Annotated in this window: 21 protein-coding genes; 2 read left to right on the top strand and 19 right to left on the bottom strand. The window is 36.7% G+C overall.

The annotated features are described in order from the left end of the window. Window positions 1-40: 40 nt before the first annotated feature. The 3 genes from CRO00_RS05315 to CRO00_RS05305 all read right to left on the bottom strand — a co-directional run bounded on the left by CRO00_RS05315 (window position 41) and on the right by CRO00_RS05305 (window position 3,510). Window positions 41-1,189, bottom strand: coding sequence for an acyl-CoA dehydrogenase family protein (locus CRO00_RS05315; protein ID WP_097072630.1), 1,149 nt, complete (start codon window positions 1,187-1,189; stop codon window positions 41-43). 182 nt (window positions 1,190-1,371) lie between these two features. Then, window positions 1,372-3,120: a methyl-accepting chemotaxis protein gene (locus CRO00_RS05310; RefSeq protein ID WP_097072629.1), complete on the bottom strand. Its 1,749-nt coding sequence runs from the start codon at window positions 3,118-3,120 to the stop codon at window positions 1,372-1,374. Window positions 3,121-3,270: 150 nt separating this feature from the next. After that, on the bottom strand, window positions 3,271-3,510 hold the full coding sequence (locus CRO00_RS05305; RefSeq protein ID WP_097072628.1) for a hypothetical protein: 240 nt from the start codon (window positions 3,508-3,510) through the stop codon (window positions 3,271-3,273). 131 nt (window positions 3,511-3,641) lie between these two features. On the opposite strand from CRO00_RS05305, the gene CRO00_RS05300 reads away from it, so the two are divergent. Beyond that, window positions 3,642-4,202 (top strand): FAD-dependent oxidoreductase, encoded by a 561-nt coding sequence (locus CRO00_RS05300; protein WP_097072627.1) that lies wholly within the window; start codon window positions 3,642-3,644, stop codon window positions 4,200-4,202. 45 nt (window positions 4,203-4,247) lie between these two features. Here CRO00_RS05300 and CRO00_RS05295 read toward each other — a convergent pair whose 3' ends face one another. The 7 genes from CRO00_RS05295 to CRO00_RS05265 are packed head-to-tail and all read right to left on the bottom strand — an operon-like array spanning window position 4,248 to window position 8,690. Next, complete coding sequence (locus CRO00_RS05295; RefSeq protein ID WP_097072626.1) at window positions 4,248-4,658, bottom strand: hypothetical protein; 411 nt, start codon at window positions 4,656-4,658, stop codon at window positions 4,248-4,250. Window positions 4,659-4,677: 19 nt separating this feature from the next. Next, the gene (gene moaA, locus CRO00_RS05290; RefSeq protein ID WP_097072625.1) at window positions 4,678-5,694 is read right to left on the bottom strand and encodes a GTP 3',8-cyclase MoaA; all 1,017 of its coding nucleotides are present in this window, start codon (window positions 5,692-5,694) and stop codon (window positions 4,678-4,680) included. 1 nt (window position 5,695) lies between these two features. After that, complete coding sequence (mobA, locus tag CRO00_RS05285; protein ID WP_161946618.1) at window positions 5,696-6,274, bottom strand: molybdenum cofactor guanylyltransferase; 579 nt, start codon at window positions 6,272-6,274, stop codon at window positions 5,696-5,698. Then, complete coding sequence (moaD, locus tag CRO00_RS05280; protein WP_097072623.1) at window positions 6,264-6,497, bottom strand: molybdopterin converting factor subunit 1; 234 nt, start codon at window positions 6,495-6,497, stop codon at window positions 6,264-6,266. The genes mobA and moaD overlap by 11 nt, the downstream gene beginning before the upstream one ends. Next, the gene (locus CRO00_RS05275) at window positions 6,498-6,938 is read right to left on the bottom strand and encodes a molybdenum cofactor biosynthesis protein MoaE (RefSeq protein WP_097072622.1); all 441 of its coding nucleotides are present in this window, start codon (window positions 6,936-6,938) and stop codon (window positions 6,498-6,500) included. Then, window positions 6,925-7,446, bottom strand: a complete 522-nt coding sequence (gene mobB / locus CRO00_RS05270; protein WP_097072621.1) for a molybdopterin-guanine dinucleotide biosynthesis protein B — start codon at window positions 7,444-7,446, stop codon at window positions 6,925-6,927. Before mobB ends, CRO00_RS05275 begins: the two co-directional genes overlap by 14 nt. Further along, window positions 7,434-8,690, bottom strand: a complete 1,257-nt coding sequence (locus CRO00_RS05265; RefSeq protein WP_097072620.1) for a molybdopterin molybdotransferase MoeA — start codon at window positions 8,688-8,690, stop codon at window positions 7,434-7,436. Before CRO00_RS05265 ends, mobB begins: the two co-directional genes overlap by 13 nt. A gap of 95 nt (window positions 8,691-8,785) precedes the next feature. On the opposite strand from CRO00_RS05265, the gene moaC reads away from it, so the two are divergent. Beyond that, window positions 8,786-9,271, top strand: coding sequence for a cyclic pyranopterin monophosphate synthase MoaC (gene moaC / locus CRO00_RS05260; protein WP_097072619.1), 486 nt, complete (start codon window positions 8,786-8,788; stop codon window positions 9,269-9,271). A 64-nt stretch (window positions 9,272-9,335) separates the two neighbouring features. Here moaC and CRO00_RS05255 read toward each other — a convergent pair whose 3' ends face one another. From CRO00_RS05255 to CRO00_RS05215, 9 genes are all read right to left on the bottom strand, one after another. Continuing rightward, the gene (locus CRO00_RS05255) at window positions 9,336-9,836 is read right to left on the bottom strand and encodes a MogA/MoaB family molybdenum cofactor biosynthesis protein (RefSeq protein ID WP_097072618.1); all 501 of its coding nucleotides are present in this window, start codon (window positions 9,834-9,836) and stop codon (window positions 9,336-9,338) included. Window positions 9,837-9,854: 18 nt separating this feature from the next. Beyond that, complete coding sequence (locus tag CRO00_RS05250; protein ID WP_097072617.1) at window positions 9,855-10,874, bottom strand: ThiF family adenylyltransferase; 1,020 nt, start codon at window positions 10,872-10,874, stop codon at window positions 9,855-9,857. 47 nt (window positions 10,875-10,921) lie between these two features. Next, a complete protein-coding gene (locus tag CRO00_RS05245) occupies window positions 10,922-12,430 on the bottom strand; it encodes a nitrate/nitrite transporter (RefSeq protein WP_097072616.1) in 1,509 nt (502 codons plus the stop codon). A 122-nt stretch (window positions 12,431-12,552) separates the two neighbouring features. After that, window positions 12,553-13,203, bottom strand: coding sequence for a response regulator (locus CRO00_RS05240; protein WP_272914308.1), 651 nt, complete (start codon window positions 13,201-13,203; stop codon window positions 12,553-12,555). Beyond that, window positions 13,200-13,889 (bottom strand): sensor histidine kinase, encoded by a 690-nt coding sequence (locus tag CRO00_RS05235; RefSeq protein ID WP_097072615.1) that lies wholly within the window; start codon window positions 13,887-13,889, stop codon window positions 13,200-13,202. The genes CRO00_RS05240 and CRO00_RS05235 overlap by 4 nt, the downstream gene beginning before the upstream one ends. Window positions 13,890-14,043: 154 nt before the next feature. Then, window positions 14,044-14,733, bottom strand: a complete 690-nt coding sequence (gene narI, locus CRO00_RS05230; protein ID WP_097072614.1) for a respiratory nitrate reductase subunit gamma — start codon at window positions 14,731-14,733, stop codon at window positions 14,044-14,046. Beyond that, entirely contained in the window at window positions 14,730-15,293 is a 564-nt protein-coding gene (gene narJ / locus CRO00_RS05225) for a nitrate reductase molybdenum cofactor assembly chaperone (RefSeq protein WP_097072613.1), read from the bottom strand. The genes narI and narJ overlap by 4 nt, the downstream gene beginning before the upstream one ends. Beyond that, complete coding sequence (narH, locus tag CRO00_RS05220; RefSeq protein WP_097072612.1) at window positions 15,286-17,082, bottom strand: nitrate reductase subunit beta; 1,797 nt, start codon at window positions 17,080-17,082, stop codon at window positions 15,286-15,288. Before narH ends, narJ begins: the two co-directional genes overlap by 8 nt. Further along, a complete protein-coding gene (locus CRO00_RS05215) occupies window positions 17,072-20,740 on the bottom strand; it encodes a nitrate reductase subunit alpha (protein ID WP_097072611.1) in 3,669 nt (1,222 codons plus the stop codon). The genes narH and CRO00_RS05215 overlap by 11 nt, the downstream gene beginning before the upstream one ends. Between the last annotated feature and the right edge of the window lie 82 nt (window positions 20,741-20,822).

The following is a 20,822-nucleotide window of genomic DNA, read 5'->3' as shown; positions in this document are numbered from 1 at the left end:
TTAGTGAACATGATCTCTATGTGTTTTATGAATTCATGCGTTATTTTAGAATTTCTTTTGCAATAATTCCTTTCATAATCTCAGTAGTTCCTGCGTAAATTGCCGCAACAGGAATATCTCTAAAGCGTCTAGCAATCTCGTATTCTTCCATGTAACCGTAGCCACCATGAAGCTGCAGACATTCAGTTGCCACACGTTTCGCCATTTCGCTAATCCACCATTTTGCCATGGATACTTCCTTCACAATGTTTTCGCCTTTGATATGTTTAGCAACAAGTGAGTTAACATAAGTTCGACCAATATCAATTTCTGTTGCCATTTCTGCAAGTTTAAATTGTGTATTTTGGAAATCCGAAATTTTCCTGTTAAACGCTTTACGCTCCTTAACATAATCCATCGTAATTCGGAACATTTCCTCTGCTTCAATTTGCACTTCAATTGCAACGATTAGGCGTTCTTGCTGTAACTTGTCCATTAAGTAATAGAACCCTTTTCCTTCTTCACCTAACAGATGACTTGCTGGAACTTTTGCATCTTCAAAAATAAGCTCTCCTGTATCTGCTGAATGCATGCCGATTTTTTTTAACTGTTTCCCCCGTTTAAAGCCTGGCGTTCCATCTTCAACAACAATTAAACTAATTCCTCTATAGGCAGGGCTGGCTTTAGGATTTGTTTTACAAACAACAACAACATAATTCGCATGAATGCCATTTGTAATAAACGTTTTTTCCCCATTTAAAATATAATAATCCCCTTCACGCCGAGCTGTTGTTTGTATTCCCGCTAAGTCTGAACCCGCACCAGGCTCGGTCATGGCAATGGCAGAAATGTACTCGCCGCTCACACTTTTAGGCAGCCACTTATCCTTTTGCTCTTGGGTCCCGTAACTTTCGATATAAGGGATAACAATATCGGAATGTAATACGATACCACTTGCTAATCCAGCACCAACCCTCTCAAGCTCTTCAGCTAAAATCATGGAATACCCAAAATCAAGTTGTAAACCACCATATTGTTCACTGACTTGTGGACACAAAAATCCATTTTCCCCTAGCTTTAACCAGAACTCTTTAGGGATTTCTCTATTTTGTTCCCATTCATCGAAGTAAGGGATTGCCTCTTTTTCAAGCATTTTACGTAAAGATTTTCGAAACATTTGATGTTCATTGGTTAAAAAATCTATCCCCATCCTACCCCTCCTTTGTTCAGATTATAGAATTTTCTGACAAATTATATCACTATTATAACGAGCCAACTATTAACAATCAATAATCTATTAAAAAGCAAAATATACAGCCAGTAAGTATTTTATGTACACAAAAGAAAAAACTTGCTTAGATATGAAATTCTAAACAAGTTCCTATACAATGATTAACTATATTGAAGCTTTCTATCAACTAACAATTGTTGTAATTCTTTAAGTTTATTTATGACAATGTTCGATACTCGGGATACTTCGCTTAAGTAATGCTCTGCTTGCTCTTTATTTCCACTCTCATAGGCTTGTACCGCTTTTTTTGCAATATCATACACTAACTTATGAGGTTCTTCTAATTCTCGGAAAACTCTCTCTTTACCAAGTATTTCTTTCCCTTTTCCATAATACCATTCACCTAATCTTGATTGTTGAGGTGAACCAATATCTTGGATAGACATTTTCTCAAAACCTAATAATAGATTATAAATTTTCCATCTCCACAAAAGATGATCTGTTATTGCTACTTCAATAATATCTTCTTGGCTAATGATAAAGTTTTTAGAAATTGTTGTTGTACGATACTCATCTATCATTTTACTTAACTTATATATTGCTGATCCAACTTGAAAAGTAATTTCTTTACTTTGCTGAGCACTTTCGGCAATATTTTTATTTCGCTCTGAAATCGCTGAGGAAGATTCTGCTTGTATCTTCGCTGTTGTAGCAATTTCATCAAATCGTTCTCCTTGTACTTGTAACGCTTTATTTAATTCTGACAAAGTTTGAGTGACATGGGATGCATTATTTACACTACCATGAAGTTCATGGGAAGATTGTTTAATTTGATGATCAATATCACCTGTAATTTTTAATAATTCTTCAATATCCTCATTAATTGATTGAACCGAATTCTTTGTATCATCAGCCAATTTTCGAACTTCTTCTGCAACAACAGCAAAGCCTTTTCCTGCTTCTCCCGCTCTTGCCGCTTCAATGGATGCATTTAATGCTAATAAATTTGTTTGATCCGCAATTTCTCGGATTAAATTCATTAACTTTGCAACACTATCCACACGTTCTACCAGACGCTTTACATCTTGTTGGACCTTTTGTTGACCGTCATCTGTTTTTTGCAGGATTGTTGTTACATGTTGTAAAGAATCTAAATCTTTATTTAACGCTTTTAATGCATGTTGGGTATGATTTGCAATATCCCCTACTGATGCTGCAATTTCTTCGATACTCGCATCCAGTTCCTGCATGGCGTCACTTGCCAATAGAACATCTTGTTGTTGGACTTCTTGGAATTGTACCAGCTCTTTAATTTGGTCGAGTTGTGTATTATATTTAATGATTTCTCCAAGTCCGTTAACTACAGAACCACCTTGAATTTCAATATAAGTCTCAGTAATAATTTGAATGTCAATTGTTACTAAACTATCGTAAGTTAAGAGCACATCTAACATTTTTACTTCATCACGAATGAGTTTTTTCACAATAAGAGGAATGAATAGCTGATTGAGCAGTGCATATGCTGAAATCATCCAGTTTGGTAACACACCAATTCTTGCATGGGTATAGGCAATTTTTCTACGCTTAAATACATATTCAATCGATAAATCGTCTTCGAATAAACTTAAAAAATGTTTATTTAACGTTACTTTCAACCGCTCAACGGAAGAATATTCATTGATAATACTATTAAACTGGGGAATGTCTAATAACTTTTTGTAGAACATATCTAAAATATTTTCGCGGTTTTCATTATAAATTTCGGATAAACAACGAACAGAGTCGCGACGAATTTTAGTGAGAGTTAGAAAATCTAGTTTTTCTTTGAAACGTTCGTTTGTTTCAATGTCAGAGTGATTGGAGTGAGAGAAATATTCGTAATTTTGGAGCCTTCTACTTTTACCGAACATGGGGATTCCTCCTAATTAAAGATACACATAATACTTCATTTTAATATAAAAACTTAGAGAAAACATTAAGTTTTATGTAAAATTAAGTAAATATATAGTAAAAAATACTAACAAAAATCTTACAATTAAGACTTTGTTAGTATTCTCACTTCAACTATGTTTTTTTTCATCTGGTGATTCTTTACGAAAAACTTCAGTAATTAGCTCATCATCTTCAGTTTTTACACGCTTATTTAATTCTTCTACTGGAATTGCATCGACAGTTTGCATATCTTCGTGCATATCAAAAAGGCTAATATTTTCCGAGTTCACCATATCGGGTTTGTCGGTATAAGGTAAGTCTGCAAATGCCTTTTTCTCACTTGGTAATGAATCCCAATCTTTATTCATTTAAACACACTCCTTTAATTTAGTGTGATTCAAGATGCAGAAATTATACACAATTCAAAATCCTTTTTTTAGTCACATTACCAACTTTTTGATAGAATTTTAGTATATCGAAATAAGGGAGGTAGTTTGATATGTTTGAAGTTGCAATTATTGGTGGGGGGCCTGCTGGAGGTAGTGCCGCAATTTACACTGCAAAAGCTGGTAAAAAAACAATTATCATTGATAGTAATCAAGGCGTTACAAAACGTGCAAAGCTATGGAATCACTATGGGGTTGAAGAAATTACGGGTCCTAATCTGGTTGAAACTGGACTTAACCAAGCAAAAAAATTCGGCGCGGAAGTTGTTGAAACAAAAGTTACAGCAATTGCTAAAACAGAAGATGGTTTTACAATCACTACTGAAAATGGCAAATTTGAAGCAAAACAAATTATTTTAGCAACGGGTTTCTTAACTGATTTAGCACAAAGTATTGGTCTTGCTACAAAAGATGGAACAGAACCACGAGTGAAAACAATTTTTGATGTTGATGCAACAGGTAAAACAAATGTAAAAGGCATTTGGGCAGCAGGAACTTGTGCAGGTGTAAGCGTACATACAATCATTACTGCTGGTGATGGCGCAAAAGTAGCGATTAATTTAATTAGTGAATTAAATGGCGAACGCTACGTTGATCATGACGTATTAAAATAACATACAAATAGGGCTACTAGCTGAATAGTAGCCCTTTTACTATAGTTAAAACAACAATCGTTCCTCTTCACGACTATGGATTTCGTTTACAGTGAGCAATGCATAAAACTTTTGAATTGCCAAATCATTTAATCCATCTTTTTGTAGAATGTCGCGAATATCTTTAACGATTATTCGTAAAATTTCGTGGTCACGTTTTAATGACTTTACGGCATCAACGAGTTCTTCGTTGTTCTCAGCTTTTTTCTGATAGAACCCTGACTCTTCAGCATCTGCATGGCTTATGATGCGTGTTTCCCAATAATCTAGTAAAAGAGTTGCCGCTTTGTTCGCATCTTCTTTCTTTTCGCTTTTCCATATTTGAATCATTAAGTCTGTATATTCGATTGCTCCTGATTGTGCTCCATCATGTATGGCACGATGAGCATGCAATTGATTTAGTGCTGGTCCTGGCAATATTATCTTCCTTCCGATTTTATCCTCCAATATAGGACATATCTATTTTTTTTCGATTTTTCGTCGTTTGCTCTGTTCGTTCATCTGAATAGCGATCTTTTCGATTTTCCCAAACATTTATGATTTCATTCCGCAATTCATCATCAGTAGCACCACTTCGAATTAGTGATTTGAGATCAAAACCATTTGAGGCAAATAAACATGTATAAAATTTCCCATCCGAGGAGAGTCGAGCCCTTGTACAAGTTGAACAAAACGATTCAGAAACAGATGTAATAAACCCTACTTGGATATTCGTCCCTTTATAGCGAAATTTCTTTGCTACTTCACCAAAATAATCAAACTCCACAGGTTCTAAGTCATATTTTTGTTGCAAGACTTGTAATATTTCTTGTTTTGTCATCACTTTTTTAAAACTCCAGCTGTTATCATTGCCAACATCCATAAACTCGATGAATCTTAGAGGAATTTGTCGTTCTTTAAACAACGCAGCCATTGGTAAAATTTCTGATTCATTTACCCCTTTTTCAACGACCATATTCACTTTCACTTCAAATCCTAAATTTTTAGCTATTTGTATACCTTCTAATGGCACGGATGGTTGAATCCCTCTGCCATTGATGAGCCCAAATAACTTTTCATCCAACGCATCCAAACTAACATTAATTCTCAATAAACCAGCTTGTTTCAATTTTTTTGCGTATTTCTTTAATAGCACACCATTAGTCGTTAATGCGATATCTTTAATACCTTCTATCGTTGTTAACTTTTCGATTAATAAATGCAGGTTAGAACGCATCAGTGGCTCGCCACCAGTAAGACGAATTTTTTTTACCCCTAATTGGGCAAATATATTGGCGAGCCTTTCTAACTCCTCAAATGTTAACAGTTCTGATTTTGGTAAAAACGCATAGTCATCCCCAAAAATTTCTTTAGGCATGCAATATGTACATCGAAAGTTACAGCGATCAGTTACAGAGATGCGTAGGTCTGTCATTGGTCGATTTAATTGATCACGTACTTTAGATTCCGACATACTACTCACTTCTTTCTTCAAGTGGTTGATTGAGATTTTGAAAATAATAGGATGGATTTTTGGTTAAATACTCTGCTTCAACCCATGTTGTATCTATCTTTTTTAACAGATGTAAAACACTTTTTTCATTGTTTTGCAAATGGTCGTAAATGATGTTTATAACGGACCGATTCCAAATACCGACAAGGGGATAAAGATGTTGTTCATTTCTAACAGCCACCACCATTGACTTCGAACAAACATTACACAATCTTTGTAAAATAGCACGATTTAAAAAGGGCATATCACAAGGTAATACCATATACTGTTCCGCTAATTCTTCTATCATTGCTGAGTAAATTCCAGCTAATGGACCATTTCCTTTAAATTGAACAGTGTCAACAATTTTCAGAAGGTGTGATGGAAATAAAGGTAGCAGTTCATCCCGCGTAACGATTATTACTTTTTGACAAACTGGTTCTAAGTTTTTATAAGCTATTTCATAAAAATATTGGTCACCTATTTTGGCAAATGCTTTCGGTGAGCCAAACCTTCTCGATTCTCCTCCTGCAAGAATCACACCAATCATGTTAACCGCCACTTACTGGTGGAATAAAGGCGACAACATCACCGTCTTTCACAATATCATCAAGCAGGGCATATTCCTCATTTACAGCAATATGAATCAAACTGCCTTTGAAGCCTTCATATTTATTGGAAACATATTCTAAAAGTTCTCGTACTTTTAGCCCAGTTAGCTGTACTTGTTCAACATCGACTCCTGCTTTATCCCTTAAACCTGCAAAGTAATAAAGCGTAATCATTTATTCCACCTCCAATAATGGTTTTTTCCTTTGATCTCCTTTCCATTCTTGCCCATTTTCCCAAATTTCTTTCTTCCAAATGGGAACAATTTCTTTTATTCGTTCAATTGCATATTCATTTGCTTCATAAGCATGTTTTCGATGGGGTGAAGAAACCGCAATGACAACAGCAATATCCGATATTTTTAATTTACCGATACGATGAGCAATGGCAATTTTGGTTTCAGGCCATTTGTGCTGCACTTCTTCACTGATTTCTGCCATTTTCTTCTCCGCCATCGACACGTAGGCATCGTATTCTAAGTAAAGAGTTCTAACCCCCTTCGTCCATTCCCGAACATGCCCTGTAAAAACAGTGACAGCACCTGCTCCGGGGTGAACTACAGCTTCTCTATACTTTTCTGGTTGGATTTCGTCCGTCACAATTTCAAATAACTTCATATGTTTTCCCACCTATCCAATTTGTTAGCCAGTTATTTAGTCCAGAAATATCATGAATTGAATAACAGGAAGGTAGTTGTAAAGAAACATTATCATGAACTAAAACAAGCATGATATTTGATAATTGCTTTAATGAGTCCCAATCTTTGTCTGTTTTAATGATGGCGACTTTCGGATAGTCTGCCTCCTTATACCCTTCAATGAAAAGAATTTGAGGTTCACTATTTTTTGCTACTGCAATTAAATGTTCTAGTGTCCAATGTCTTTTTCTTTGATGGATTTGAATCGTTTCCTCATCTGCAACAATTGCACTAACTGCACCACTAACGAAAAATTTCATACTATCCGTACTATCATTTGGAATTGATAAGCCATTGGAATGTCCATGGTGTTTCACAACTGCAACTTCCATTTCTTGTTTTCGACATTCCTGGATCCACCTTTGAATTAATGAAGTTTTTCCACTCTTTTTGAATCCTACAATTTGTAAAATTTTCATAGATTCCATGTTGATACCCCATCCTCATATCCGAGTAATAGGACATCCACTACATCACCTTTTTTGAAGCTCCTTGTACCACTTGGCAGCACCATAAACGCATTACCTTTTGCAATGGAGCTAACTGCATTGGACTTATTAAATCCTGCAGGTAAAATTGTTGCCTGATTGCCATCAAAGGAATAAATACTGCGGATAAATCTCGTAAATGGATTGGGTTTTGAATAATTTTCTAACAATACCGCTTTTGTTTGAGGTAAAAATGGTCGAACATTCCCCATCATTTTTTGAAGGGCTGGTCGAGTAAATATTTCAAATCCTATATAACAAGCAGAAGGGTTCCCTGATAATCCAAATAACAGTTTTCCATCTAAAACTGCACATGACGTTACACTACCAGGACGCATCGCAACCTTATTAAATAATACTTGCGCGTTTAATTGTTTATAAATTTTAGGGATAAAATCAAAATCACCAACTGAAACACCACCAGTCGTAATCACGCAATCATTCTCATCCAAAGCTTTTCTGACTAGGTTCTGACAATCTTCTAAATGATCTGGAAGAATACCATATGACTTGTACTCAATTCCCATTCTTGCTAATTGCCCCTCAATCATTGGCCCGTTGCTGTTCCGGATTTTCCCCGGTTGCAAACTGTCATTCACTTGGAGAAGTTCTGAACCTGTACATAAAATGCCTACTTTTGGTTTTTTAGAAACTTTTACAAAAGCATAGCCAAAAGTAGCTAGCAACGCCATAACCCCTGGATGGATAAGTTGCCCCTTTGAAATAAGCTCCTCACCCTTTTTGGCATCCTCCCCTTGTAAAGAGACATTTTCCAAATATCTAAAAGGTTTGCGGATTGTAAAAGTGTTGTCCTTTTCGATTGTTTGTTCGAACATGACAACAGCATCTGCTCCATATGGTAGAGCTGCACCTGTCATAATACGAACTGCTTCGTTTTCTCTAAGCTCGTTATGATAAAAATCTCCTGCCCCGATATGACCTACTACATGGAACAATATTCGATTGCTTCCCGATGCGTGTATCGAATCTACAGAACGAATCGCATACCCGTCATATGGAGAGCGGTTAAATAGCGGGACATCATGTGGTGCGATGATCGCCTCAGCTAGTATAGTTCCGTAGCTTTTTGACAGTTCTACTTCTTCCGCTTCTAAGGGTATTACCTGACTTAAAACTTTTTCTAAAGCATCATTCACCTGGATTGGCCTTCTTATTTCCACCATATTACTCATCTCCAAACAATTTACATGCTATAATTTTTTTACATTGCTTTTCAGGTAAGACTAAAAGGATTTCATTTTAGAGAGGAAGGATCATGATGACTGAACTTACACACTTCAATGAACAAGGTCGCGCAAAGATGGTTGATATTTCAGACAAAACAGAAACAGTTCGAACAGCAGTTGCTCTTTCATCAATTACTGTGAATGAGGAAATTTATAAACAAATAGCAGAAGGTTCCAATAAAAAAGGGGATGTGTTTTCTGTTGCACAAGTAGCGGGTATCATGGCGGCTAAAAACACTTCTTCCCTTATTCCAATGTGTCACCCTCTTGCATTAACTGGTGTAAACATTACATTTGAGTGGTCAACTAGTGAGAATTATGTAATTAACATAACTGCTGAAGTAAAAACAAAAGGTTCTACAGGTGTTGAAATGGAAGCATTAGTTGCAGCCTCAACCGCCGCCCTTACCATTTACGATATGTGTAAGGCACTTGGTAAAGACATGGTAATTGGCAACACAATGCTTATTTCAAAAACTGGTGGGAAAAGTGGCGACTATTTACGGGAAACTGACTAAATAATTAAATTAGCAATTACAACATACGACTTAACTTAAATTAAGTGCAAATATAGTCCTTATTCTATTTAGTTAGTTCGAATACAATGTGTTCTAATTCGGGGAGTATTAATTTTGACATTGCTAACTGTATTGCTTTTGGTGAGCCTGGTAAGATAAAAATTACTTTGTTTAGAAACGTCCCTGCTGCCGCTCTACTTAACATGGCGCGAGTTCCTACATCTTCCGTAAAGCTTAAATAACGGAATAACTCACCGAATCCGTCAATTTCTTTTGTGAATGTCGGTGCTATTGCTTCTATGGTAATATCCCTTTTGGCAATCCCGGTTCCACCAGTTGTAATGATGCAATTTATTTTCGGATTGCTATACCAACTCATGATAATTTGTAAAATATCGCTTTTTTCGTCCTTACAAATTTGTTTTTCAGCGATATGAATAAACGGCGATTGTTTCACTAATAACTCGATTAGAGCTCCACTTTCATCTGTTTTTGCAGTACGTGTATCACTAATCGTTAAAACGGCTAAACCAACTTCTCGATTGAACTCAATATATTCAGACAAGTCATTTCCACTTCCTTTCTAGCCAAATAATTGCGTAACCATTTTTCTACTTTCGTGAATGTTTTTTAGCCCATGTATCAAAATTCTTCCATCTTGAAATACAATTATTCTATGATTCTCTTTTTTAAATTCAACAAAATACGGATTTTGTTTGACAGGGACATTTAATTTGTTCGCTATCTTCGCTGCATCTTGTAATGTAATTTTTCTATCGGTACTGGGAAGTATTTGAACAGCATCTCGCCCACATAATACTGCATAATGTTGCTGAAGATTAACTTGTAATGAAGGGTAGGCTGGATTATTACTACATGTTTTGCAAAGAGGTTTTTTTACTTTAGACACTCCGATATTGAGCTGTGAAGAATTCCAACAATCAAAATGGTAAATTTTTTTTAGCATTAGATTTTCTTGCCCGGTTAGCCACTTTAGCACTTCTGCACTTTGTATAGCAGCAGTAATTTGGACGGCAGGAGAAATAATGCCCACTGTATCGCATGTTTCATTCGTAGAGGGTAACACTGGTAATAAACAACGTAAACATGCTGATTGATTTGGGATAAAAGGGAATACAACTCCTGAACTACCTATACATGCGCCATAAATCCATGGAATGTTGTATTTATATGCTGCATCATTGATTAATAGCCTTGTCTCAAAATTATCTGTGGCGTCAACGATTATATCTACTTGTTGTGCTAACTGTTGGATAAGTGTGGAATCAACGTGTTGAATGTATGTATGTAACGAAAAATCTGAGCGAATTGCTTTTATTCTTTTTTCAGCAGCAATGACTTTAGGTAACTGCTCCAAAGCGTCATATTCTGAAAATAATTGCTGTCTATGTAGATTTGAAAGTTCAACAACGTCTCGATCTGCAATATGGATTGTACCAATACCTGCTCGTACTAACGTTTCCAATACACTTGATCCGAGTGCACCACAACCAATTATGGCGACTTTTGATTTTTCTAATCTTTGTTGTCCTTCTTGTCCTATTCCTTTAAATAATAGTTGTCGGGAAAAACGAGTATCCATCATTAACTCCCTTTCTAAAAATGAAAGGGTGACCAATCAATTAATGATTAGTCATCCTTCTTCTTTTTTTCATCCGTAATATCCGAAAACGTTCCAACATACCGAACAGGGTCCCCTGTTTCATCTGTAACGGCACTAATTGTGAGCCATTCTTTATATTCTTCACCGTTTTTTCTTCGGTTCCAAATTTCACCTTGCCACATGCCATTTTCTTTTATGCTATTCCACATCTGGTCGTAAAATTCTTTATTTTGCCGATTTGTTTTTAAAATTCTAGGTGTTTGTCCGATTGCCTCTTCTTTCGTATATCCAGTAAGACGAGTAAAAGCAGGATTTACTGCTTTAATTGTTCCATTTGTTTCAGTTACGAGAATTCCTTGCGCTGTCGAGTTAAACACTTCCTGAGATAAGGTTAGTCGATCTTGGTAATACATACTAACGACTATAACTAAACTTGCCAAAGAAACGGATGATAATAGCATAAACCCTATTGAATATTGGCCTGTAATGGAGAAAATTGTTGCCAATAAAATTGGTGGGAAAAACCCTCCAAGTCCACCCATCATCGACACAATTCCGTTAACAATCCCTGCTTGTTTATTAAAGTAAAACGGAACCAATTTAAAAATAACTCCATTGCCAATCCCTGCGACAACCGCAATTAAAATACAGCCAATTGTATACCAAAGAAGGGAAGGTGAAAACGCTAATAAAATTGCCGATAACGTATAAGTCCCAAAAACAATCATTAATAAAATTAAAGGTTGGAACTTATCCCCTAACCATCCACCAATCGGACGGAATAATGTTGCAACAACGATAAAACCAGCAGTTCGCATTCCCGCATCTACTTTTTCCAACCCAAAATTAGAAACTAAGAAGTTAGGAAGATACACTGTAAACGCTACAAAGGATCCAAATGTAATAAAGTAAAATAATGAGAAGTTCCACATTTTCCCGCTTTTATAAACACCTTTGATTTGTTCGACTATCGGTGTCTTTTTCCGTGGTTCTTTTCGATCTCCAAAGAAGATGTTTAATGCAATAAAAACAAGTAATAAAATAAGATACAACTTAATTGTTGATGACCAACCAATTTGATTTGCAATCAAAGGCGCAGCAAATGTAGTAATGGCGGTCCCAATATTCCCGGCGCCGTAAATACCATTTACAAAGCCCATTTTTTCTTTCGGATAGTACTTTGGAAGTGAAGTAACCCCAACAGAGAATACTGCTCCACCAATTCCTAAAAACAATCCACCGATAATTAAATCTGTGTACGTGTTGGCATCACTGATATAAAATACCGGGAATAACAATGCAATAAAACTGATAAGAAAGACAAACCTTGACCCAATCACATCCGCTAAATAGCCTAGGGGAATACGTAAAATTGACCCCAAGATAACCGGAATAGCTGTTAAAACTGCCAGCTTATCTTTTGGTATGTCAATATCCTCTCCCATATAAGCGATTAGTGAAGAAATAATTACCCATACCATAAAGCCAACTACTAAATTTAATGTTTGTAATGGTAATTGAATCTTTTTAATCATAACATCACTCTTTCAAAAAGTTAGTTAACATCAGTATTCACCAAATGTTTACTATCTATGTTGAAAGATTTAATAGAATAGGGACATCCCTTAAAATTACAGAAATGTCCCTAAAATTAAATTCAAAAAGTTAACAATCTTTTCTTTAAAGCATATTCAACTAAATCCGGTTTTCCTTTAAAATTTAACTTTTCCATTATTTTTGCTTTATGCGCTTCGACCGTTTTAACTGAAATAAAAAGTTTTTCTGCAATTTCTTTGTTGCCATATCCTTTCGCAATCAGCGGTAATATTTCTAACTCCCGGTTTGATAAGATTGTAAAAGGATTGTCTTGTTGTTCTTCTGCATGTTTAGTAAGAAAATCTTGTACAAGGCTTGTTGCCATTTTTGGATAAATATAAACTCCACCATTAAAAACGGTACGTATCGCAGAGAAAAGATCTTCTTCCTGAGCATTTTTTAAAATATATCCTGATGCTCCATTTTTTAATAAAATATATAAAAGCTCCTGATCTTCATACATCGTTAAAATAATAATCTTTATATTAGGATAATCTTCTTTAATCTTTTTCGTAGCAATTAGTCCGCCTTCACCAGGTGGCATGTTTACATCCATTAGCAATATTTGTGGTTCGTATTTACCTACTAGTTGATAAGCTTCTGTACCGTCTGAAGCAGTTGCTACAACTTCCATATCTTTTTGATGATTAATTAGCATCGAAAACCCTGAACGAACGACTGTATGATCATCGGCTATAACGAGCTTTATCAATATGCCCCCTCCTTAAGTGATGGAAGTAGTAACTGGACAACAGTTCCTTTTCCAACTCTTGATTGGACGTTGAGCTTCCCATTTATTAACTCAGCACGCTCTTTCATGCCAAGTAAACCGAGCCCTTCTTTTTTATCTTGAATGCGAAACCCTATCCCCTTATCAGTAATTTCTATTTTTATGAATCCATTTCGCACTTCAAATCGGACAAATATTTCTTCAACCTTTGCATATTTAACTGCATTCATAATGGCTTCCTGACAAATTCGATAGATTCCAGTATTTATTTCGCTGTTGAAAAGATTAGTAGAAATATTCGAATTAAAATGAATAGTTATCCCAAATTGTTTGTTGATTCGATTGAAAAATTTTTGAAGTGAATCCTCTAAGTTGTTTTCAATTTCAACAGGTGTTCGTAATTCAACACAAATATTTTTTATTTGCTTAATTAACGTTAAAATAGATTGTTCCATTTTATTGATTTTACAATGTAGTAATTCTTCGCGATCTATATTCTTTAATACTCTTAAGTCAATCAACATGCCAATCAAATCTTGGCTAACACTATCATGAAGTTCTCTTGATATTCTTTTACGTTCTTCTTCTTGTGCCTGTAGTATTTTTTTATTTTGAACGGGATGAATTTGAAATTCAAATTCCATCTTTTTTTCGTTTTGTCTCGACATTTCTCACCATCTCCTTTAGGATGTGATCATGTAACAGTACTCAAATTAATGTAGCTTTACCTAGTTTAGGTAATAACTTCTTTTTATATACTTTTACTTTCAAATGCAAAAAAATGCCGCCTCATTGTGAGACGACATTATTCGACACTTATTATTAACTTACTCGTTCATTTTTTCGATAAAGAATATAACTTCTTCTCGAATAGTTGAATGGTACACTCCACACATGAACAAGACGCGTAAATGGCCAAAATGCAAAGATTAAAAACCCAGTAATTACATGCAATTGGAATGATATCGGTACATTCACCATATAAGCTGCATTTGGTTGTAGTATAAATAAATTTCTAAACCAAACAGAAATGGTTTGACGGTAATCAAAATCAGGGTTTGCGGCATTTGTGAAAAACGTTGCGTAGACTCCAACGATAATGATAAACAGTAATAACACATTAACAATTAAATCTGATGCAGAACTTAACCTACGTACAGATTTTAGGCTAAATCTTCTAAATGTTAATATTAACATTCCAGCAAGCGTCATGATGCCAAATAATCCCCCAATATAAACTGCACCAATATGATAGAGGTGGTCACTAACTCCTAAACTGTGCATCCATTCTCTAGGAATTACTAGTCCAGCAAAATGCCCTAAAATAACTGGAATGATTCCTAGATGGAAAAGTAAACTTCCAATCATTAATTGTTTCTTTTCAATAAATTCACTCGATTTGGCAGTCCAACTAAACTGGTCATTTCGATATCTAATAATATGGCCAATAATAAAAATGACAATACAAACATAAGGGAAGATTACCCACAAAAACTGATCTAGAAAGCTCATCCTAGTGCCTCCCTTAAAACGCATGCTTTAAATGTTTCTCTCAACCCTTTGACTAATGAAAAGTAAGGACTATTCATTTTTTCTAAAGTTTTGAGTAAATGGTAAGTACCGTCTTCTAAAACTGCAAACAACATATTAAAGCTTTCTGTTGCACGAGGGTCGCCTTGCCAATCTACTTCATATAAAAATTCGCAAATTAAAGGAAGATAATCAGAGAGTTCTTCATCAGGCATTGCTAATCCAAACATCTCATATAAAACTTTAAGCTTTGCTAGCATTTGTCCGCGTTCTTTTCCATCTTTAAATTTAAAATACGTCATATAAAGGGCAGCATTCTCATTAAAATCGAAAGTCTCTACATAGAGTTCTTGCAATTTATCAATTTCATAATGCTTTATTTCCTCTAAAAAGGTTGAAACATAGTGATATGCTGGATCTTCTGGTGATATTATTTCTTCTATCTGAGAGGGATTCATTGCTTCCACCTCTGGATAGCTTAACATTTCAGCAAAGAAACCAAATACGGATTTATTTTCATAAAGTTGACTTAAATCAATCACGCCAGATCCCTCCATAGAAGTTTTCCTCAAATACCGGTTTACCTGACAATTGTTCACCTGTTTTCTTTAACATCGTTGTAAGTTTCGGTATAAATGACGGTTCAGCAGTTACTGTCGTATTTGTTGAGCCACAGCCACATCCATCACCGCAACCTCCACTAGAACTTTGTATTGGTGTTGGTGAAGAACTACAACCACAACCATCTCCACAGCCCGTGCTAGTAGCCATAACTGGTGCCATTGCAGAAGAACCGACGCTACAACCACTACATCCTGCACTAAAGTCCATCATCGTATTATTGTTAAAGTTTCCATTTTCTGTACCAACATAACTAACATTATTCCCCATTTCAAAACCTGCAATCCCTTGTGCATGGTATGGGTCAACATAATTTTCGCGGTGGGATTTCGGAATAACGTAGCGATCGTCGTACTTTGCAATGGATAGCAAGCGGTACATTTGTTTAATTTGATTAGCCGTTAAACCAACTTGCTCTAATCTCTTCTCATCGAATTGCTTTCCAGATGAGTCCGCTCTCATATACATACGCATCATCGCCATTTTTTGCAATGCTTCTTTCACAGGTTTTGCATCTCCTGCCGTTAACAAATTCGCTAAATAGTCTATTGGTACACGCATTTCTTCGATAGCTGGGAAAATCATATCTGGATTATTGATTGAATCTTTCCCTTCGAAATAGTTCATGATTGGACTAAGTGGCGGCACGTACCAAACCATTGGCAATGTTCGATATTCGGGATGAAGTGGGAATGCTAGTTTATATTCAATAGCTAATTTATAAACTGGCGAATTTTGCGCACCTTCAATCCACTCTTCTGAAATCCCGTCTTTCCTTGCTTGTTCAATTACAGCAGGGTCATGAGGATCGAGGAAAAGATCACAATGGGCTTGATATAATCCTTTCTCATCCTCTGTTGATGCTGCTTCTAAAACTTTATCAGCATCGTATAGTAAAACACCTAAATATCGAAGTCTACCTACACAAGTTTCACTACAGATTGTTGGTGTACCTGATTCAATACGCGGATAACAGAACGTACATTTTTCTGCTTTATTTGTTTTCCAATTGAAGTACACTTTTTTATATGGGCATCCAGTTGTACAATAGCGCCAACCACGACATGCTTCTTGGTCTACTAATACTATTCCATCCTCATCGCGTTTGTACATTGCACCAGATGGACAAGAAGCAACGCAACCTGGGTTTAAACAATGTTCACAAATCCTTGGCAAATAGACCATAAATGCTTGTTCAAAGCTAAACTTAATTTCTTCTTCAATTTTTTTCATATTAGGATCTTGTGGGCCAATAACATGTCCACCTGCCAAATCATCTTCCCAGTTTGGACCCCATTGTACATCCATTCGTTCGCCCGTAATAACAGACTTCGGACGTGCAACAGGAGAATGTTGAACTTCACCCGTTAAAGTTAAATTTTCATAATCGTATGTCCAAGGTTCATAAAAATCTTTAATCTCTGGCATATCAGGATTATAGAAAATTTTCCCCCAAGCCATTTTATTGAGCTTTGTACCGGCTTTTAGTTCTAGTTTTCCTTTTCTTAGCTCCCAGCCACCTTTGTATATATCTTGGTCTTCCCACTTCTTTGGATAACCAATCCCTGGTTTTGTTTCCACGTTGTTAAACCAAATATACTCAGCACCAGGGCGATTTGTCCAAGCTGTCTTACACGTAATACTACATGTATGACAGCCAATACATTTATCTAAATTCATGACCATTGCAATTTGCGCCTTAATCTTCACCCCATTTAACCTCCTTCATCTTACGGACAGCCGCGTATTCGTCACGGTTACTTCCAATTGGTCCGTAATAGTTAAAGCCGTAACTTAATTGGGCATAACCACCTACCATATGTGTTGGCTTTACATGAATACTTGTCGGCGCGTTATGACTTCCTCCGCGCAATTCGGTAATGTTCGATGTTGGAACGTTAATATGTTTATCTTGAGCGTGGTACATGTACATCGTTCCTTTTGGCATACGATGGCTGACGACCGCCCTTGCCGTAACAACACCATTACGGTTAAATACTTCTACCCAATCGTTATCCTTAATGCCCTGAGACTCCGCATCTTCATTATGAATCCATACAGTTGGTCCTCCTCTAAATAGCGTTAACATGATTAAGTTATCTTGATAGGTTGTATGGATATTCCATTTTCCGTGGGGTGTTAAATAACGCAATACTAAAGCATCTTGTCCCCCAACAACTTTTTTATCCCCTTCGCCAAATACCATAGGAGGTAGCGACGGTTTGTATACAGGTAAAGCTTCTCCAAATTGTAGGAACAGTTCATGATCAATGTAGAAATGTTGACGTCCTGTAAGTGTACGGAATGGCACTTCCCTTTGAACATTAATCGTAAATGGTGAATATTTATACCCCTCTTCAGCTGCACTTGTAAAGACAGGTGTTGGGATTACTTCACGCGGCTGAACTGTAATATTTTGGAACGTAATTTTTTCTGCTGCTCTGTTTGCAGAAATATCTTTTAAAGGGACCCCGAATAGGTTTTCAGCTGTTTCAAAGGCTTTTTGAGAAGCTTTACCATTAGTAGCAGATGAAAGATGAAGAACAGCATTAATTGCCTGTCTTGCAGAGAATAACATCGGCAACCCATTTTTCAACGTTTCATCTAAATGAGTGCCATTAATTTTCTTTAAATCTTCATACTCTTCATCAACAGGATAGCTAATCCCATGTGCGCCAATTTTCCCCTTTTCAAGTAAAGGGCCGAGCGTGATAAATTTGTCATAGACTTTTGTGTAATCTCGTTCAACAATTTTCAGATTTGGCATTGTTTTTCCGAGAATTGGTTCGACCTCATTTTTTCGCCAATCTTTAATTTGCCCTAAAGGTTGTGTCATTTCACCATCTGAGTCGTGTGCTAATGGGACAGCAACAACATCTTTATAAACACCTGGTAAGTGGTTTTCTGCCATTTTGGAGAAAATCTCCGCAATTGAACGGAACCAATCCCAATCTGACCTCGACTCCCAAAGCGGGTCCACTGCAGGATTAAATGGGTTAATAAACGGATGCATGTCTGTCGAAGAAATATCCGTTTTTTCGTACCAAGTCGCAGCTGGTAAAACAATATCTGCATATAAAGGTGTTGTTGTCATACGGAAATCAAGAGAAACTAGTAAATCTAGTTTTCCTTCTACATCTTCTTCATGCCACTTGACTTCTTTTGGTCTTCCTTCTTTTTTCGGTGTTGCTAAAAGTCCACTGTTGGCACCTAGCAAATGCTTCATAAAGTATTCTTGTCCCTTAGCAGAGGCAGAAATGATATTGGAACGCCAAACAAATAACGTCTTTGGATGGTTTTCATGGGCGTCTGGATCTTCAATTGCCCACTTTGTCTCCCCAGAAACGAGTTTATTGTATGCACTTTGAATTACTTCTTCGTTTGTTGCATTTTCTGTCTCCGCAAAAGTTAAGCTGTTTTTATTAAATTGCGGGTAAGACGGTAACCACCCTAATCTTGCAGCAAGTACGTTATAGTCAGCGGGATGCTCATAGCGTAGACTATCAGAAATAGGCGACTTTAATGTGTTTGTCTCCACTTCATCGTATTTCCATTGGTCTGTTGCAAAATAGTAAAATGACGTAGTATTTTGTTGGCGGATTGCCCCTTGCCAATCTTTTGCAAAAGCAACTGTTCCCCAACCTTCAATCGGACGCACCTTTTCTTGTCCAACATAATGAGCCCAACCACCACCATTAACACCTTGAGAACCTGTTAATAAAACAAGGTTTAAAATCGAGCGGTAAATTGTATCGCTATTAAACCAGTGATTGATACCTGCTCCCATAATGATCATAGAGCGTCCATTTGTATCAAGGGCGTTTTGAGCAAATTCCCGAGCTATTTGAATGACGATTGATTGCTTAACACCTGTTATTTTTTCTTGCCATGCTGGGGTGTAGTGAGAAGATTCATCATCATAGCCCTTTGCATTAAACTCACTATTATTTCTTTTTACTCCATATTGGCTAAGCATGACATCTAGTACAGTTGTCACAAGTTTTGTACTACCATCTGCGAGGGTTATTTTCATCGCTGGGATGTGGCGGCTAAACATTCCATTCCCTGAAGCATCAAAGTATGGAAAGACAATTTCCTCCAAAGTGGCTTCTTGGTCGGCCACAGTTAGCGCGGGATCAATTTTCGTTCCATCTTCCTGCTCCATTTTTAAATTCCACTTCTTGCCTTCTTCCCAACGTTGACCTAATGTACCGTTTGGAACGACAATCTTCTTTGAAATTTCATCTAAAATCACCGGTTTCCATTCCGCATGCTCTGTTTGTTGACCAATGTCACTAGCACGCAAGAATCTACCACATTTATATTTCCCTTCATGCTCGTCTAATTGGATAAGGAAAGGCAAATCGGTAAACTGCTTTGCATAGTTCAAAAACATCGGCTCTTTGCGTTCTACATAAAATTCTTGCAATATTACGTGAGTCATTGCTTGTGCGACCGCAGCATCAGTTCCTGGATGCGGTGCTAGCCAGTTATCAGCAAACTTTACGTTTTCAGCATAGTCAGGTGCTACAGATACTACCTTTGTTCCTTTATAACGAACTTCTGTCATATAGTGAGCGTCTGGTGTACGAGTCATCGGGACATTGGATCCCCACATTATGAGATATCCCGCATTAAACCAATCCGCAGAAACAGGTACATCGGTTTGTTCTCCCCATATTTGAGGCGATGCAGGAGGTAAATCCGCATACCAATCATAGAAACTTAGCATTTCCCCACCTAGCAATGTGATAAAACGTGATCCAGCAGCATAACTCATCATCGACATCGCAGGAATCGGAGTTTGACCTGCTATACGGTCAGGTCCAAACTTTTTAATAGTATAAATTAGTTGTGCACTTATAAGTCTTAGTGCGTCTTGCCAATTCACACGTACAAATCCTCCACGACCACGAGCATTTTTATAGCTTTTTGCCTTTTCAGGATCTTCAACAATACTTGCCCAAGCATCAACTGGATTGTCAGTTTGTTTTAATGCCTCTTGCCATAGTTTCCAAAGCTTCCCTCTCATATATGGGTACTTAATTCGCAATGGACTATATTCATACCAAGAAAAAGTAGCACCACGCGGACAACCACGCGGCTCAAATTCTGGCATATCTGGCCCACAAGATGGGTAATCAATTTGTTGATTTTCCCACGTGATAATGCCATTCTTTACAAAAACTTGCCAACTACAAGACCCTGTGCAATTTACGCCATGAGTTGTTCGCACTATTTTATCGTGGGACCATCTTTGGCGATACATGTTTTCCCACTCTCTACTTTTTTCCTCAAGAACGGACCAATTTCCGGAATATCGTTCGACAGGCTTAAAATATTTCATTCCAAACTTTTTCTTTGCCATTCGACATCACCTTTCACTTCAATAGAAATCTATTGTTGGAAGCATTGACATATCTCTTCTCATTCCCCCATTATTAGTGAAA

The sequence above is a fragment of the Ureibacillus xyleni genome (assembly GCF_900217795.1).
GTDB classification, from domain to species: domain Bacteria; phylum Bacillota; class Bacilli; order Bacillales_A; family Planococcaceae; genus Ureibacillus; species Ureibacillus xyleni.
Note: the sequence above shows the minus strand (reverse complement) of the source record. Positions and strands in the feature narration are given on the sequence as shown.

Bases quoted from the DNA above. Each gene is read 5' to 3' on its own strand.
- CRO00_RS05315 (WP_097072630.1), bottom strand. From the start codon at position 1,189: ATGGGGATAGATTTTTTAACCAATGAACATCAAATGTTTCGAAAATCT.
- CRO00_RS05310 (WP_097072629.1), bottom strand. From the start codon at position 3,120: ATGTTCGGTAAAAGTAGAAGGCTCCAAAATTACGAATATTTCTCTCAC.
- CRO00_RS05305 (WP_097072628.1), bottom strand. From the start codon at position 3,510: ATGAATAAAGATTGGGATTCATTACCAAGTGAGAAAAAGGCATTTGCA.
- CRO00_RS05300 (WP_097072627.1), top strand. From the start codon at position 3,642: ATGTTTGAAGTTGCAATTATTGGTGGGGGGCCTGCTGGAGGTAGTGCC.
- moaA (WP_097072625.1), bottom strand. From the start codon at position 5,694: ATGTCGGAATCTAAAGTACGTGATCAATTAAATCGACCAATGACAGAC.
- moaD (WP_097072623.1), bottom strand. From the start codon at position 6,497: ATGATTACGCTTTATTACTTTGCAGGTTTAAGGGATAAAGCAGGAGTC.
- CRO00_RS05275 (WP_097072622.1), bottom strand. From the start codon at position 6,938: ATGAAGTTATTTGAAATTGTGACGGACGAAATCCAACCAGAAAAGTAT.
- mobB (WP_097072621.1), bottom strand. From the start codon at position 7,446: ATGGAATCTATGAAAATTTTACAAATTGTAGGATTCAAAAAGAGTGGA.
- CRO00_RS05265 (WP_097072620.1), bottom strand. From the start codon at position 8,690: ATGGTGGAAATAAGAAGGCCAATCCAGGTGAATGATGCTTTAGAAAAA.
- moaC (WP_097072619.1), top strand. From the start codon at position 8,786: ATGACTGAACTTACACACTTCAATGAACAAGGTCGCGCAAAGATGGTT.
- CRO00_RS05250 (WP_097072617.1), bottom strand. From the start codon at position 10,874: ATGGATACTCGTTTTTCCCGACAACTATTATTTAAAGGAATAGGACAA.
- CRO00_RS05245 (WP_097072616.1), bottom strand. From the start codon at position 12,430: ATGATTAAAAAGATTCAATTACCATTACAAACATTAAATTTAGTAGTT.
- CRO00_RS05235 (WP_097072615.1), bottom strand. From the start codon at position 13,889: ATGTCGAGACAAAACGAAAAAAAGATGGAATTTGAATTTCAAATTCAT.
- narI (WP_097072614.1), bottom strand. From the start codon at position 14,733: ATGAGCTTTCTAGATCAGTTTTTGTGGGTAATCTTCCCTTATGTTTGT.
- CRO00_RS05215 (WP_097072611.1), bottom strand. From the start codon at position 20,740: ATGGCAAAGAAAAAGTTTGGAATGAAATATTTTAAGCCTGTCGAACGA.